The following is a 15,067-nucleotide window of genomic DNA, read 5'->3' as shown; positions in this document are numbered from 1 at the left end:
TTGGCCTTGGCGCTTCCGGCTCCGGGCCGCCTGCGCGGGGGCCCGGGCCGTGGGAGAAGACCGACACCTTGCAGGCCAAGGACGCCCTACGCGCGGGAGTCGAGGGCACGATCAGCCAGGCCCTCGACGTCACCGGCCCGCGGCAGGCCCGCTACCGCGGGCTGCCCAAGGTCAGCCTCCAACACGCCTTCTCCGCCACCGCGATCAACATCACCAGACTCGACGTCTCCGGCTACCTGACCGGCGGCACCCTCCCGCCGGACGGCGCGAGCTGCTCGCAGAACGCCCAGCCGTTCCGCTGAGACCCCGAAGCCCGGACCGCGTCGCCCCCCCCGCCCCCCGCCACTCCGATCCGTGACCGGGGCGACGCGGTCCGTACCGTCGACAGCCGATGCCGGCGAGCGGCGCCCGCCGGGCTGGGCCAACCGGATTGGTCTACGCTGTGTGAAGGGCTGCCGGTCGCGCTCCAGCCCCGGCGGGACCATCGGCACGGAGGTACGAGGTGCCCGCAGACACGAGCCCGCGGTGGCGGCGCACCGGATCAGCAGTGACCGCGATGGCATCGACGGCCCGGCGGCTGCCCTTCACCACCGGAACGGCCGTGGTCATCCTGCTGGTGGGTCTGAGCCTCGGTGGCCTGTGGAACTCACTGTCCGACCGCTCCTGGTACCCGGACGTGGCGTACGGTCTGCCCTCGTTCGAGGCCGGCCGCTGGTGGACGCTGGTCACCGGGTCGCTGCTGTGCGCGACCCCCGCCGACTACCTGCTCGTCACGCTCGGGATCGTGCTGCTCGTCGGGCTCGCCGAGGCCCGCCTCGGCACCCGGTGGGCCGCGGCGGCGACGATCGTCGGCCAGCTCGGCGCGGTGCTGCTGGCGGCCCTGCTGTTCCTGGTGCTGCGCCACGCGGACTGGGCCTGGGCCCAGGAGCAGGCGCGCGCCGTGGACGTCGGCCTCTCCGCGGGCGCGCTGTGCGCCGGAGCACTGGCCTCCGCCGCCTTGCCGTCGCCGTGGCGGCAACGCCTGCGGATGGGCCTGCTCACGTACGTCGTCGTGTGGCTGCTCTACGTGGGCGGCCTCGTCGAGGTGGAGCACGCGCTCGCCGTCACGGGCGCGCTGATCGCGACCCACTGGCTGAAGGTGCCCGGCGCGGCCCCGACCTCGGGCCGGCTCAGCCGGCGTGAGTGGCGGCTGCTGGCGGTCACCGGACTGGTCGTCATCGCGGCGATCCAGACGGTGGTCTGGCTGTCGCCGAGCCGCGGTCCGCTCGGGAACACCCAGGGCCAGGGCGGCTCGGGCTGGCAACTCCTGATCTCCCTGGTGCTGATCGCCCTGCTGGTCAACGGGCTGCGCGGCGGGCGCCGGGCCGCCTGGCGCTGGAGCATGGCGCTCTGCCTGGCCAACGTCCTGCTGGGCCTGTTCGTGGCGGTGGCCTACGTCGTCGCCCACATCGTGGGCACCGAGGTCACGGTCACGGGGGCGGCGGTCTTCGTGCCCGCGGCCGTCCTGTGGACTGCCGAAGCCGTCGTCCTGCTCGCCGGCCGGGAGGCGTTCCGGGCCAGACGCCCGCGCCGCAGGGAACGGCGGCACGCCCCGGCCACCCGCCCGCACCCCGCGGGCGCTCACGACCGGACCGCGGACACCGACCCGCAGGAGCGCGCCACCGACCCGCAGGAGCGCGCCACCGACCTTCTGGTGCGTCACGGCGGCGGCAACCTCTCCTGGATGACCACCTGGCGCGACAACTCCTACTTCTTCCCCGACGACGAGGACGAGGGCTACGTCGCCTACCGAGTGCACGCCGGCGTCGCCGTCGCCCTCGGCGACCCGGTGGGCGCCGAGCCGACCCGGGCCCGCACCATCGCCCGCTTCGCCGACATGTGCGACCGCTCCGGACTGGTCCCCTGCCTGTTCTCCGCCACCGGGCAGGCCGCCGGGGCGACCGGTCGACTGGGCTGGCGCTCCGTCCAGGTGGCCGAGGACACCATCATCGACCTGCCCGACCTGGAGTTCCGCGGCAAGGCCTGGCAGGACGTGCGCACCGCGCTGAACCGGGCCAAGAAGGACGGCGTGGAGTACCGGCTCGTCGCGCTCGCCGAACAGCCCCGCCCGGTCCAGTCCCAGGTCCGCGCGATCTCCGAGGAGTGGGTCGGCGACAAGGGCCTGCCGGAGATGGGCTTCACCCTCGGCGGGGTGGAGGAGGCCCTGGACCCGCGGATGCGGGTCGGCCTCGCGACGGACGGCGACGACCACATCCACGGCGTCACGTCCTGGATGCCGGTCTACGACGGCGACGGGCTCCCGCACGGCTGGACGCTCGACATGATGCGCCGCCGCGACGGTTTCCGGCCTGTCGTCGAGTTCATGATCGCCTCCAGCTGCCTGGCCCTCCGCGAGGACGGCGCCCGCTTCCTGTCCCTCTCCGGCGCCCCACTCGCCCGCACCGAGACCACCGAGGCCCCCACCGTGCTCGACCGGATCCTCGACCAACTGGGCGCCACCATGGAGCCGTACTACGGCTTCCGCTCGCTCCACGCCTTCAAGGCGAAGTTCCAGCCCCGCCACGAACCCATGTTCCTCCTCTACCGCGACGAGGCCGATCTGCCCCGGATCGGCCTCTCCCTGCTCCGCTGCTACATGCCCTCCGCCACGATGCGCGACCTCCTCAAGCTCCCGGCACACCAGGGCTGACCGACGCACTCGACCAGCGCGAGGGCCGTGTGATGAGACCGCCCTGCGCGGCGGACCACGGCCGACGTCGGAGGTGGTCAGGCGGTGGGCTCGATGCCGAGTTCGGTGAGCAGGTGGCGGATACGCTGCTCGATCCGGTCGCGGATGGGGCGCACGGCGTCCACGCCCCGGCCGGCCGGGTCGTCCAGCGTCCAGTCCAGGTACCGCGTGCCGGGGAAGTACGGACAGGCGTCGCCGCAGCCCATGGTGATCACCACGTCGGACGCCTGCACGGCTTCGACGGTCAGCACCTTCGGCACCTCGGCGGAGATGTCGATCCCGGCCTCGGCCATGGCCTCGACCACGGCCGGGTTCACGGTGTCGGCGGGGGCGGAGCCGGCCGAGCGGACCTCGACCCGGCCGTGGCCGAGGTGGGCCAGGAAGGCGGCCGCCATCTGGGAGCGGCCGGCGTTGTGCACGCAGACGAACAGCACGGACGGGACAGCGGGAGAGCTCACGGGTTCTTCCTTCGAACGGAGGCGGGGCGGGGGGACAGGGCGGGGCGGGACGGTTCAGCGCGCCGGTTCAGCGGCCGGTCGGTGCGCTCTGGTGCTCGCCGTGCGGGATCACGACGTCCTCGGCGGCGGGTGCGGAGCGACCGAAGAGCGCGAGGACCAGGGCGCAGCCGACGACCAGGCCGACCAGCTGGGCGACGACGAAGCCGGGAACGGAGGCGGGCGCGATGCCCGCGAAGGTGTCGGTGAACGCGCGGCCGATCGTGACGGCCGGGTTGGCGAACGAGGTGCTGGAGGTGAACCAGTAGGCGGCGCCGATGTAGGAGGCGACCACGACCGGGGCCAGGTGTGCGCGGCCGACCCGGGCGAGTCCGAGGACCAGCAGCACCAGCCCGGCGGTCGCCACGACCTCGCCCAGCCACAGGTGCGGCGCGGATCGGGTGTGGGCGGACAAGCGCACCAGCGGCTCGGCGAACATCGCGTCCGCCAGCACCGCCCCGCCGATCGCCCCGGCGACCTGGGCCGGAACGTAGGCGGCCACCTCGCGTGCTGTCGGCCCGTCGCCGCGGTGCCCGGCCCACCAGGCGGCCAGCGTGACGACCGGGTTGAAGTGCGCGCCGGAGACCGGGCCGAGCAGCGCGATCAGCACGCCGAGCCCGAACACGGTGGCCAGCGAGTTCGCCAGCAGCTGCAACCCGACGTCCTGGGAGAGCTTGCTCGCCTGGATCCCGGAGCCGACGACGACGGCGACCAGCGCGCCGCTCCCGGTGAACTCCACCGCCGCCCGGCGCCCGAGCGGGGCTGTCGCGCTCATCTCGCACCCCCGGCGTCCGTGCCGCACGGGGCCCGCAGCAGGACGGACAGCTTGGCCAGGGCCGCCGGGAGCACCCAGTAGTAGACCCAGGTCCCGCGCCGCTCGGAGCCCACCAGCCCGGCCTCGCGCAGCACCTTCAGATGGTGGGAGATGGTCGGCTGGGACACGTCGAACGGTCCGGTCAGGTCGCAGACGCACGCCTCCCCGCCCTCGTGTGACAACCTCCACTGCAGATCCGATGCATCGTCAGCGCAGGTACCGCCAACGGGACCTTCCGCTTCCACCGCATCCGCGCCGGCCAGCAATGGCACCATCCGGACCTGGACAAGTACACGCTGGAAAAGATGATCGTCATCGACACGGGCTCACCGAGTTCCTGACCTGACCCGCGGGAGCTCCCACCCTCCCGCCGCGTCGAAGACAGCCGGCCCGGCAAGCCGCAGCCCGAACCCGGTCGGGTCGACCACGCTCGTCCCCTCAGAGGTCCGTTGCCTCCGGATAGCGGCGACGGAGCTCGTCGAGTACACGCTCGTCGACAGCCCGGACGTCCCAGAACGAGCTGTCCACCTCGGCCAGGATGACCACCGGCTCGTCCTCGGCGAAGCCACGTGCTTCGGCGTCGATCAGTTGGAGGAATGGCGTCGTCAGCGACAACAGCGTCAACGTGTCCATCCCGCCCTCGGCGGACCGTCTCTCCATCTCGACACAGCGAGGATCGACGATCTCGTCGCATGCGACCCGCCACGTCAGGTCCAGACCGAAGCTGCCGAGCCGGACCAGCAGTTCAGCCAGGGTCACGTAGTGCCTTCCGTGCCAGGCAGGGAACGTGATCCCCTTCATCCCCGCCCCTGCTCCGGCTGTATCGCCCGACACGTGACCCCCTTCGTTCAACGGCAAACACCAGGCTACGGCCGCCGGCTGACGGGCGTGGTCAGCCCGGTCAGCCCGCCGGGGGGAAGGTCAGCTTCGGCCGCGGCTTGAGGCTCGTCAGGCACAGCAGGTACTTGTCGCTCCCCCGCTTGTACGTGAAGTAGCTGTCGGCGTCGGGGTACTTGCGGCACTCCGTCTCACCGTCGGTGGTGTTTTCGGCCCGGCCCACGACGCGGGCGTCCGCCTGCGGGTCGGAGCAGGAGACCACCTTGACGTCCGGGTTGTTGTCGTTCAGGCCGGACATGGCGAGCGGGCTGCTGTTGTGGATGCAGTCGCCGGCCTTGGCGAACTCGGGGTCGTCCTTCAACAGGGCGAAGATCAGCGTGATCAGGACCGCCGGGATCAGCAGGCCGACGATCGTGGGCCGCAGGTAGACCGGCTTGCCGGTGTCCATCGGCGTGCCGGGGGCTCCGGGCACCGGCTCCGCCAGCTTGTTGATCTTCATTCGCTGCGGGATGTTGAACAGCATGACGATCGGGTTGACGATCATCGACGGGATGCCCCACCAGCCCTGCCAGAGGGTGTCGGAGGTCATCTCCCGGTGGGTGGCGATGCCGCAGGTGCGGCAGAACGGGCCCCGTCGCTTGAGGTAGCGCATCACGATGACGAAGCCCTGGTGCCCGCGGATGGTGGCGTTCACGGCTGGGACGGAACCGCAGACGGCGCAGGTGAGCTGTCCCTCGCCGTACCCGGACTCCCCCTGGATCGGGGCGACGGAGGCGGTCTCCACGGGCGCGGTGGTGTCGGGCAGCTCGGCAGACTGAGTGGAAATGGTGAATCCCCCGTGGTGATCAAGAAAGTGTGCTGGGGAAATCTACCGCCCTTCGACATCAGAAACGGGCCATCGATCCCCCAAGGGTCCGAAGGTCACCGAACCGTGATCACAAATCGGTCGTTCGCCGCGGAATCCCGGCAGCCCGGGGCAGCGGCCGAGAGACGGCCGCCAGGCCGGTGGAGCTCCGCCAAGGGCGCCCGCTCACCTGCGAGCCGAGATCGAACGGCTTCGGGCCGGACATCGCGTCCCCGCAGCCTGGCCGGTTCCCGAACGGCAACAGGCCTCCGACACGTCGCTCCTGCAGCTGGCTTCGTTCACGTGAAGTGGTTCTGGATCAACTTCCGTGGTGCTTCTCGGCGGTCAGTGCGTCTGCGAGCTGTGCGGCCGGGTCGCCGGTGAACCGGTGGTGTGACCGCCCGGTCGGCCAGGTGGAGATACCGTCGTCCGGCCACCGCGGAACGACTGGGAAGTGCAGGTGACGCACCGACTGCTCCGATCCTGGACCGCTCGCGTTGAGGATGTTCACGCCGGTCGCGTTCAACGCGGAGCGCATGGCCACGCCACGCGCCGGACCAGTTCGACGGTCTCGGCCAACACGTCGGCGGGAGTGTCGAAGACGTCGGCGTAGTGAGTCGTCGGTACCAGCAGGGTGCGCCCAGGAACGAGGGGGTCTCGGGGTGTGAACGCGCAGACGGACGGTCCACGGGCCACCTACCGGGCGACGTCTTCGCGGATGAGCCGGCAGAGAAAGGGCACGACCTGCGTCTGACACTGCCACACGTACAGAACGCGACTCCACAGGCCTGGCCCTCCACCTGCGGCACCACCGAAGTCGAGCCAGAGCCACGACTCGTGAACAAAGAATGCTGCGAGCCCGAAGGCGACGAGTGGGAGGGCTGATGCCAGCATGGGGCCCGGCGGCAACCCCGCCGGGCTCACGAGTTGGAACGCCGAAGGGGCGGACGCGCGCTGCGTGTCCGCCCCTTCGGCGTGCGTGGTAGCGGGGACAGGATTTGAACCTGCGACCTCTGGGTTATGAGCCCAGCGAGCTACCGAGCTGCTCCACCCCGCGTCGGTGAACCCGACTCTACGGCACGAACTGGTGATCACAAACCGGATTCCCACGCGGCCGATGCCGGAAGACTCGGTGTGCAAGTTGCCCCGGCGAGGGTCGGCGAGGGCTGCGGTACCTCCCCGAGGGGCCACCGGGTCGCTGGGGTGGTGGTGGTGGGGTCGGCCATGACGGCTCCTTGGCGGCGCGGTCTCTCCATGGGAACAGCAGAACAGTCCCGGCACTGGAATCATCGACACGGCAGCCAGGGAATCGGACGAACAGGCCAATCCCAATAGGAACGCTCCGTATTCACGGTGCCGTCGGGCGGCACGGCACCCGAAAGCCGTCACCGTACGTACAACCTCATGGATCAAGCCCCGCGGGATGCACCTTCCCTGCCAGCGAGTAGGATTGTACGTAATCGAATCGATGCACCATCAGGTCTTTGGTGGCTGGACAGGTCGGTCAGTCATGAACGAAAACGACTTGTGGGCGCCCTTCAAGTTGCTGGGTGACAGCATCGCGTCCGAGTGGCGCGCACACGACTATGCGGAAGACGCGTTCAGTGACATCTCCGCGAGGCTTCTGACCGAAGGCGCCTTCCTTTCTGAGGCGGACGCGCTGGAGCTGGCCTCACGAGCCGCGGTCGAGCCCGAGTTCCCCGTTCAGGTTGATCTGGATGCACTCTTCGGCCAACCGCCGCTCACGCTCTACAGCACGAGCCGCTTCCACATCAGCCTGCTGTACTGGCTCGACGCCACGACGTCCATCCACGAGCACGCCTTCCAGGGCGCCTTCCGGGTCGTCTCCGGCTCCAGCCTTCACAGCACGTGGCGCTTCGACGAGCGGACGCGGGTCTGCGGCCGGCTCCGCGTCGGCAGCGCCACCCGGCAAGGGACCGAAGTCCTCACCGTGGGCGACGTTCGCCCCATCCTTCCGGGTGCCCCCGGCGCCCACGCCCTCTTCCACCTCGACGAACCCTCGGCGACACTGGTCGTCCGGACGAGGTCCGACCCGTCCGCACAGCCCCAGTGCGACTACTACCCGCCGTCACTGTCGGTCGCTCCCTTCGCCGACGACGCTTCGCTCACCCGCCGCCTGCAGTTGCTGCACCTCCTGAGACGGACCGACGAGGACAGACTGCGGGAAGCCGTCCGAACCGCCCTCTGCTTCGACGATCTCGGCTCCGCGGTCACGGTGCTGCTCGCGGCGTGCCGGATGGAACTCGGCGAGGCCTTCGCCGAAGAGGCGGCCGGCATTCTGGCGGACCGGGACGAACGACTGGGCAAGTCGCTCCGAGAGGTCACGGTGAGAGTGGTGCGCGACCACCGCCTCATGGCACTGCGCCAGCGGGTGACCGCTGCCGAGCCGCGCCTGGTCCTCGCACTCGCGCTGAACGGCCTGGATCGCCGGAGCGCACTGGGGGCGTTCGCCGAGAGGTACCGGACCGATCCGGTGGATCGACTGGCAGGAGCTGTTGGAGAGTTGCTCACCCATACCGACGGGTCGGAGCCCTGCGAGCCTCTCCTTGAAATCCTCCGCGGCCTGCTCAGCGGACTCCCCCCGGAATCCCTCGTCCGCGATCTCGGTCGGCATTCGGAATACCAGCCCCGACTCATCGAGAAGATCGTGAGTACGCTACTTCAGTCTCCGTCCCTAGGCCAGCTGTTCCAATAGTGGAAATGAGGAGGTGAGAGCAATGGAACAACGCCCGGTGAATTTGGAGAAGCTCGCCGACGAGCTTTCGAGCAGTGAGCTCATCCGCCTGGTGGACAACCTCCGGAGCCAGCTGACGCCCGAGGTCATCGGCAACGAGAGGAAGGCCGCGGCGCACACGCTGTGCAATAACAACTATTGCATCGTGGTCCGCCCGCTTGAGAAGTAGGAGCCGCCGCAGGGCTGCAGGAGCCGGGCTCGTACTGAATTCGACTCCTGCAACCGCCCCGTGCGCCCCGGAGTCAATCATCCACCGCGAAGGTATGTCGCCATGGCCAGTCGCCACAGTCACCTGACGGCGCCGCCCGAGCACGGGCCCCGGGCGGACCAGCTGCGCACCCGGATCAACGAAGTACTGGAGTTCGCCCTTGGGAACCTCCAGCTCATCGACGACTATTCCGAGCACTGGGAGGACGAGGACGGCGCCATCGTCCGCACCGAGGACAAGATCGCCATCGAGACCTCGATGCTCCTGCTGGTGCTGGACCGAGCCGGGGGCGGCCAGGATCGTGCGGTGTGGGACGGGCTCGTGGAGTTCTGTGAGAGCAGGTGCCGGAGCCCGCGCGTCCGATGTGTGATCGCCCGCCACCCCCGGGCGGTGTCAAGCCTGGGCCTGGGACACTACTTCCTTTCCGCGCTCGGCCGCCCCGACGAGGACATGGACGAACTGGTCCGCAACGCGGTCGCGACCGGCCACGCGGGAACCGAGGAACTCGTTCCCTTCCGTCACCTCGAATTCTGCTGGGCCCAGCGGAAGGCCGGACGCGGATCGTCCGAGCAGCTCGGCCAGGTGTCACCGGCGTGGCAGGTCGAGGCATCGGCCATCGCGTCCGACCACGACGGCCTCTACACCACCCGGGAAGACTGCTACGCGCTGACGCACACGCTCATGTACGCCACCGACTTCGGATCGGACCGGATCCCCGGGGCCGACGAGGACCGACTCAGGTCCTCGATCGGATCCGCTCTCTGCTTCGCGGTCGCGATCCGTGACTTCGACCTGCTGGGCGAACTGCTGCTCGCCGACGCGGTGCTGCCGGGAAACGCGTCCGCATTCGCCTGCTGCGGATGGGCACTGAGAACCCGGGTACTGGACAGCAGGGGCTCTCTCCCCGGCCCCGCGTTCCGCGTCGACGAATACCGACGCCGGGGAGCCCTCGGCCGCGCCTCGTACGCGTTCCAGCACTCGTACCACCCTGCCTACGTCGATGCGCTGCTCTGCGCGACACTCCTCCGCCGCCAGGACGAGTGGCCCGAATCCGATCCGCACGGTAGGGCGGCGCATGACCCGGGGACGCTCCGCCGGATCGTCGACCTCGCCTGGCCCGATCCGTCCTCACCGGGGAAGGAAACCGCCCTGGAGCTGTGCGCTCTCCCGATCCCGCTCGCGGACCGCGTCGAAACCCTCATCGAGGTCGCGGCCATCGAGATCGTCCGACACTACGACCTGCTGGCACTGCGCCAACTGCTTCGCGAGGTGCACGGAAGTCCGCTGGAGCGGAGCAGGGGAGTGCAGGTCGGGGCGCGGTTCCTCTCGAACCAGATCGCCCTTTCCAGACAGTTGGAACCGCCACCCGCCCGTCCGGGCATCAACGAGCCGGTACGGTCAGCGCACTACTCAGGTTGAACTCGCGATGCCGGTGTTCAGGGTGGAGTGGTGGTCAGCCCGGTCGCGGCCGAACAACCGTCGATGAGCTGCGACCGGTACTGGATCATCCGTAAGCCGCGCCTGACCGTCCGCACGAGGTGGTCCGGACCGCTCCGGCGGACACCCAGGACGGGTCGGTGGTGTCGACGACGGGTTCAGACCGCGGCCACGCCGCTGCCGGCGATGACCTCGGGCCGCAGCAGGGCCGCGAGCCGCTCGGCCGGGAGCAGCCCCCGCTCCAGCACGAGTTCGGCGACGCCCCGGCCGCCGGCGAGGGCCTCCTTGGCGATGTCGGTGGCGGCCGTGTAGCCGATGTGCGGGTTGAGGGCGGTCACCAGGCCGATGGAGTTCTCGACGGTCGCGCGCAGCACCTCGGTGTTGGCGGTGATGCCGACGACGCAGCGCTCGGCGAGGGTGTGGCAGGCGGCCCGCAGGTGGGTGATCGACTCCGACAGCGAGTGCAGGATGATCGGTTCGAAGGCGTTGAGCTGGAGCTGGCCCGCCTCGGCGGCCATGGTGATCGCGACGTCGTTGCCGATCACCTCGAACGCGACCTGGTTGACGACCTCGGGGATGACCGGGTTGACCTTGCCCGGCATGATGCTCGAACCGGCCTGGACCGGCGGCAGGTTGATTTCGCCGAGGCCCGCGCGCGGCCCGGAGGACAGCAGCCGCAAGTCGTTGCAGGTCTTGGAGAGCTTGACGGCGATGCGCTTGAGGACGCCGGACATCTGGACGAACGCGCCGCAGTCCTGGGTGGCTTCGACGAGGTTGGCTGCGGTGACCAGGGGCAGCCCGGTGATGTCGGCGAGGTGGCGTCGGGCGGATTCGGCGTACCCGGCGGGGGCGTTGAGGCCGGTGCCGATCGCGGTCGCGCCGAGGTTGATCTCGTGGATCAGCTCGGCGGCTTCCGCGAGCCGGCTGCGGTCCTCGTCGAGCATGACGGCGAAGGCGGAGAACTCCTGGCCGAGCGTCATCGGCACGGCGTCCTGCAGCTGGGTGCGGCCCATCTTCAGGACGTCGCGGAACTCGACGGCCTTGCGGGCAAACGCGTCCTGGAGGACGGCCATCGCGTCGAGGAGGCCGTGCACGGCGGACACCGTCGCGATCCGGACGGCGGTCGGGTAGACGTCGTTGGTGGACTGGCCGAGGTTGACGTCCTCGTTGGGGTGCAGGTGGGAGTACTCGCCCTTGGCGTGCCCCAGCAGTTCCAGCGCCCGGTTGGCGAGCACCTCGTTGGCGTTCATGTTGGTGGAGGTGCCGGCGCCGCCCTGGATGACGTCCACGACGAACTGGTCGTGCAGCTTCCCGGCTCGGATCTCGCGGCAGGCGGCGACGATCGCCTCCGCCTTCGCGGGCTCCAGCAGGCCGAGCTCCTCGTTGGCGCGGGCGGCGGCCTCCTTCACCGCGGCCAGTGCGTCGATCAGGTGCGGGTAGGCGGAGATGGGGGTGCCGGTGATGGGGAAGTTCTCGGTGGCGCGCAGGGTGTGGACGCCCCAGTAGGCGTCGGCGGGGACGTCGCGGTCCCCGAGCAGGTCGTGCTCACTGCGGGTGGTGGCGGTCATGGGTGTGCGGGTCCTCTTCCGAAGTGGTGGGCCGGGGTCACGTTCTGGTCGTGGTGGGCCGGGGTCACGCGGGGGCGAGCAGGGCCGACGGGTCCAGCGCGGCGACCGGTCGCACGCCACCGACGGGTCGGCCTCCGCCGGCCACCGGCTCCCCCGCGAACCCGGCCAGCAGCCGCGGGTCGACTCCGGCCAGGACCAGGGCGGCGGCCGTCACCGGGACGCGCGCCCGGTTCGCCCCGTCGGCGATCTTCAGGGCGACGGCGTGGCCGTCCGGCAGCGCAGCGATCTGGACGCCCTCGAAGCCGTCCTTGGCGAGCAGCCCGGGCACCGCGTGCATCAGCCGGGCCACGTCCCGCCCCGCACCGGAGGCCATTTCCGGGTGGCTGCGCAGCGCGTCCGCCACCCGGAACTCCGGTGTCCCGGGCGCGCCGGTGGCGATGCGCGCAGCGGCGCGGGCCAGACCGTGGAGGGAGACGGCGAACAGGGGGGTGCCGCAGCCGTCCACCGTGACGTGGGCGATGCGCTGGCCGGTGAGGTCCTCCACGACGTTCGCGATCATCCGCTGGAGCGGGTGCCCGGGGGCGTCGTAGTCGTGCAGCGGCCATCCGTTGAGCTTGCAGAGGTGGAGCATCGCGGCGTGCTTGCCGGAGCAGTTCTGGGCGATCCGGGAGGGCAGGCGGTCCTGCCGGATCCAGGCGTCGCGGACGGCCGGGTCGTACGGCAGGTCCGGGACGTTGCGCAGGTCGTCCTCGGTGAGGCCGGCGAGCGCCAGGATCCGCCGGGTTCCGGCGAGGTGGCGTTCCTCGCCGGAGTGACTGCCCATCGCGAGGGCGAGCAGTGCGCCGTCGAGGGGCAGTCCGGCGCGGACCATGGCGACGGCCTGGACCGGCTTGAGGGCGGAGCGCGGGTAGCAGGCGGCGTCCACGTCGCCGAGGTGGTGGCGGACCTCACCGCCGGTGCCGAGGACGATGACGGAACCGTAGTGGGTGCTCTCGACCACGCCGCCTCGGGTGACGTGGGCGACGGGTGCGTGGCGGGGCTCGCGGATCGCGGGCGCGTCCGCGAGGGGACTGGTGAGCATGACTGCCTCGATCGTGATGGCTTGGGGCTGCTGACCTGTGTGCCTGACGGCAGCGGGCCGGCCCGGACGGGTGCGCGGTTGGTCCGCGGATCTCCCGGGCCGCCCGCATTCAGTCGTCGGTTCCGGCAGCGGCGCGCGCGATGCGCCCGCGGATCGCGTACCAGCCGGCGACGAGTGCGGCAGCGATGAGCGGCACGCACAACACGGTGGTGCGTCCGGCGCCGCCGTCGGCGTACATCAGGACCAGGACGGTGGCGAGGAAGGCCAGCGTCACGAGTTCGGTCCAGGGCGAGCCGGGCAGTCGGTAGGCGGGGCGGGTCAGTTCGCCGGTCGTGGTCTTCCGCCAGAACAGGAGGTGGCAGACCATGATCATGCCCCAGGTGGAGATGATGCCGATCGCCGCGAGGTTGAGCACGATCTCGAACGCGTCGGCGGGGACGACGAAGTTGAGGCCGACGCCGAGGACGCACATGCCGCTGGTGAGCAGGATGCCGCCGTAGGGCACCTGGGTGCGGCTCATCCGGGCGGTGAAGCGGGGTGCCGATCCGTTGACGGCCATGGAGCGCAGGATGCGGCCGGTGGAGTAGAGGCCGGAGTTGAGCGAGGACATCGCCGCGGTCAGGACGACCAGGTTCATGACGCTGCCCGCGGCCGGGACACCGATGTGGGAGAGCACCGTCACGAAGGGGCTCTGGCCGGAGGTGTACCTGTTCCACGGCATCAGCATCGAGAGCAGGACGACTGAGCCGACGTAGAACAGGCCCACCCGCCACATGATCGAGTTGATCGCCTTCGGCATGATCTTCTCGGGGTTCTCGGTCTCCCCGGCCGTCACGCCGACCAGTTCGACGGAGGCGTAGGCGAAGACGACGCCCTGGATGATCAGCAGCATCGGCAGCAGGCCGTTGGGGAAGATCCCGCCGTTGTCGGTGATCAGGGACGGGCCGGGGACGGCGCCGTCGACGGGGTGCCGGGTGACGAGCAGGAAGATCCCGATGGCCATGAAGACGACCAGGGCGCTGACCTTGACGATGGCGAACCAGAACTCCAGTTCACCGAAGATCCGCACCGAGATCAGGTTCACGGTGAGGACGACGGCCAGGGCTATGAGCGCGATCACCCACTGCGGGACGTCGGAGAACAGGTGCCAGTAGTGGGTGTAGGTGGCGACGGCGGTGATGTCGGCGATGCCGGTGGTCGCCCAGTTGAGGAAGTACATCCAGCCGGCGGTGTAGGCGCCCCTCTCCCCCATGAACTCCCGGGCGTACGAGACGAAGGCGCCGGAGGACGGGCGGTACAGGACGAGCTCGCCGAGTGCGCGCACGACGAGGAACGCGAAGAGGCCGCAGACGGCGTACGCGACGAACAGGGAGGGCCCGGCCTCGGCGAGCCGGCCGCCCGCACCGAGGAACAGCCCGGTGCCGATGGCACCGCCGATGGCGATCATGTTGACGTGCCGGGCTTTCAGGGACTTGCTGTAGCCGGTGTCGCCGGCGTCGACGTGACGGGTCGTGGGGCGCTTCTCGTCCTTGAGGAACTGCTCGCTCACGCCTCGGCTCTGCCTTCTCTTCAGGTGTCCGCCCTCTGGGGGCGCACGATGTCGGTGAGGGTGGCCTCCACGCGGTGGAGGTGGTGGGACATCGCCTCGACGGCGTCGGGCTCGGAACCGTCGATCAGGGCCTCGACGATCGCCCGGTGCTCGCAGTTGGACTGCTCGCGCCGGCCGCCGAGTTCGTTGAGGAAGGTCGACTGACGCGCCAGTGCGTCACGGATCTCCTCGATGACCCGGCGGAAGACCGGGTTGCCGGAGGCCTCGGCCACCGCCAGGTGGAACACGGTGTCCAGGGCGACCCAGGCCGTGGTGTCGGTCTCCCGCTCCATCCGGTCGAGCAGGTGGCCGAGGTGGTCCAGGTCCTCCGGGGTCCGGCGCAGCGCCGCGTACCCGGCGACCGGGATCTCCACGTGCCGGCGCACTTCCAGCAGGTCGCTGGCGGCGTAGTCGCCGAACGTGGGGTCCTCGACCGTGCTCGCCACCACGAAGGTGCCCTTGCCGGTCTTGGAGACGGTCAGGCCCATGGCCTGCAGGGCACGGAGCGCCTCCCGGAGGACGGGCCGGCTGACCTCCAGCATCCGGCACAGCTCTGCTTCCGAGGGGAGCTTGTCCCCCACGGCGTACTGACCGCGCTCGATGGCGCTGCGCAGGTGGCCGAACACCGCTTCCATCGCGCTGACGCGCCGCGGGACCGCTCCACCTGTCTGGCTGTCTGACAGGTTCACGGGTTGATCCTCGGGGGCGAAGCA

The 15,067-nt window shown here is 70.3% G+C and carries 14 protein-coding genes, 1 tRNA gene and 1 pseudogene; 5 read left to right on the top strand and 11 right to left on the bottom strand.

Annotated features, from left to right (window positions below; genetic code table 11):
- Positions 1-68 precede the first annotated feature (68 nt).
- Positions 69-302, top strand: coding sequence for a transposase (locus tag ACIGG8_RS16270; RefSeq protein WP_396548551.1), 234 nt, complete (start codon positions 69-71; stop codon positions 300-302).
- A gap of 254 nt (positions 303-556) precedes the next feature.
- Positions 557-2,689, top strand: coding sequence for a bifunctional lysylphosphatidylglycerol flippase/synthetase MprF (locus ACIGG8_RS16265; RefSeq protein WP_396548716.1), 2,133 nt, complete (start codon positions 557-559; stop codon positions 2,687-2,689).
- Positions 2,690-2,766: 77 nt separating this feature from the next.
- On the opposite strand, the gene ACIGG8_RS16260 is transcribed toward ACIGG8_RS16265, so the two are convergent.
- The 7 genes and pseudogenes from ACIGG8_RS16260 to ACIGG8_RS16230 all read right to left on the bottom strand — a co-directional run bounded on the left by ACIGG8_RS16260 (position 2,767) and on the right by ACIGG8_RS16230 (position 6,774).
- Positions 2,767-3,186: an arsenate reductase ArsC gene (locus tag ACIGG8_RS16260; protein WP_396548550.1), complete on the bottom strand. Its 420-nt coding sequence runs from the start codon at positions 3,184-3,186 to the stop codon at positions 2,767-2,769.
- Between the two features lie 67 nt (positions 3,187-3,253).
- Positions 3,254-3,997 carry an aquaporin gene (locus ACIGG8_RS16255; RefSeq protein WP_396548548.1) on the bottom strand — a complete coding sequence of 248 codons (744 nt, stop codon included), beginning with the start codon at positions 3,995-3,997 and terminating at the stop codon, positions 3,254-3,256.
- Positions 3,994-4,215: pseudogene (locus ACIGG8_RS16250) on the bottom strand (ArsR/SmtB family transcription factor); the annotation flags it as partial. The pseudogene ACIGG8_RS16250 and the gene ACIGG8_RS16255, both read right to left, overlap by 4 nt.
- A 259-nt stretch (positions 4,216-4,474) precedes the next feature.
- A complete protein-coding gene (locus ACIGG8_RS16245) occupies positions 4,475-4,795 on the bottom strand; it encodes a hypothetical protein (protein WP_396548546.1) in 321 nt (106 codons plus the stop codon).
- A 142-nt stretch (positions 4,796-4,937) separates the two neighbouring features.
- Complete coding sequence (locus tag ACIGG8_RS16240) at positions 4,938-5,657, bottom strand: hypothetical protein (protein ID WP_396548545.1); 720 nt, start codon at positions 5,655-5,657, stop codon at positions 4,938-4,940.
- A 582-nt stretch (positions 5,658-6,239) separates the two neighbouring features.
- Positions 6,240-6,413 (bottom strand): HIT domain-containing protein, encoded by a 174-nt coding sequence (locus ACIGG8_RS16235; protein ID WP_396548543.1) that lies wholly within the window; start codon positions 6,411-6,413, stop codon positions 6,240-6,242.
- A gap of 284 nt (positions 6,414-6,697) precedes the next feature.
- Positions 6,698-6,774: transfer RNA gene (locus tag ACIGG8_RS16230), tRNA-Met, on the bottom strand.
- A 453-nt stretch (positions 6,775-7,227) separates the two neighbouring features.
- Here ACIGG8_RS16230 and ACIGG8_RS16225 point away from each other — a divergent pair.
- The 3 genes from ACIGG8_RS16225 (at position 7,228) to ACIGG8_RS16215 (ending at position 10,099) form a co-directional block, all read left to right on the top strand.
- A complete protein-coding gene (locus ACIGG8_RS16225; RefSeq protein ID WP_396548541.1) occupies positions 7,228-8,433 on the top strand; it encodes a hypothetical protein in 1,206 nt (401 codons plus the stop codon).
- 22 nt (positions 8,434-8,455) lie between these two features.
- Positions 8,456-8,641, top strand: a complete 186-nt coding sequence (locus ACIGG8_RS16220) for a hypothetical protein (RefSeq protein WP_396548539.1) — start codon at positions 8,456-8,458, stop codon at positions 8,639-8,641.
- Between the two features lie 102 nt (positions 8,642-8,743).
- A complete protein-coding gene (locus ACIGG8_RS16215) occupies positions 8,744-10,099 on the top strand; it encodes a DUF6895 family protein (protein ID WP_396548537.1) in 1,356 nt (451 codons plus the stop codon).
- 176 nt (positions 10,100-10,275) lie between these two features.
- On the opposite strand, the gene aspA is transcribed toward ACIGG8_RS16215, so the two are convergent.
- The 4 genes from aspA to ACIGG8_RS16195 all read right to left on the bottom strand — a co-directional run bounded on the left by aspA (position 10,276) and on the right by ACIGG8_RS16195 (position 15,043).
- Entirely contained in the window at positions 10,276-11,685 is a 1,410-nt protein-coding gene (aspA, locus tag ACIGG8_RS16210) for an aspartate ammonia-lyase (protein WP_396548535.1), read from the bottom strand.
- A gap of 64 nt (positions 11,686-11,749) precedes the next feature.
- Positions 11,750-12,766 carry an asparaginase gene (locus tag ACIGG8_RS16205; protein WP_396548534.1) on the bottom strand — a complete coding sequence of 339 codons (1,017 nt, stop codon included), beginning with the start codon at positions 12,764-12,766 and terminating at the stop codon, positions 11,750-11,752.
- Positions 12,767-12,875: 109 nt separating this feature from the next.
- Positions 12,876-14,315, bottom strand: coding sequence for an amino acid permease (locus tag ACIGG8_RS16200; protein ID WP_396548532.1), 1,440 nt, complete (start codon positions 14,313-14,315; stop codon positions 12,876-12,878).
- A 20-nt stretch (positions 14,316-14,335) separates the two neighbouring features.
- Positions 14,336-15,043: a FadR/GntR family transcriptional regulator gene (locus ACIGG8_RS16195; protein ID WP_396548531.1), complete on the bottom strand. Its 708-nt coding sequence runs from the start codon at positions 15,041-15,043 to the stop codon at positions 14,336-14,338.
- Positions 15,044-15,067: the final 24 nt, after the last annotated feature.

The sequence above is a fragment of the Kitasatospora sp. NPDC085464 genome (assembly GCF_044541955.1).
Taxonomy (GTDB): domain Bacteria; phylum Actinomycetota; class Actinomycetes; order Streptomycetales; family Streptomycetaceae; genus Kitasatospora.
Note: the sequence above shows the minus strand (reverse complement) of the source record. Positions and strands in the feature narration are given on the sequence as shown.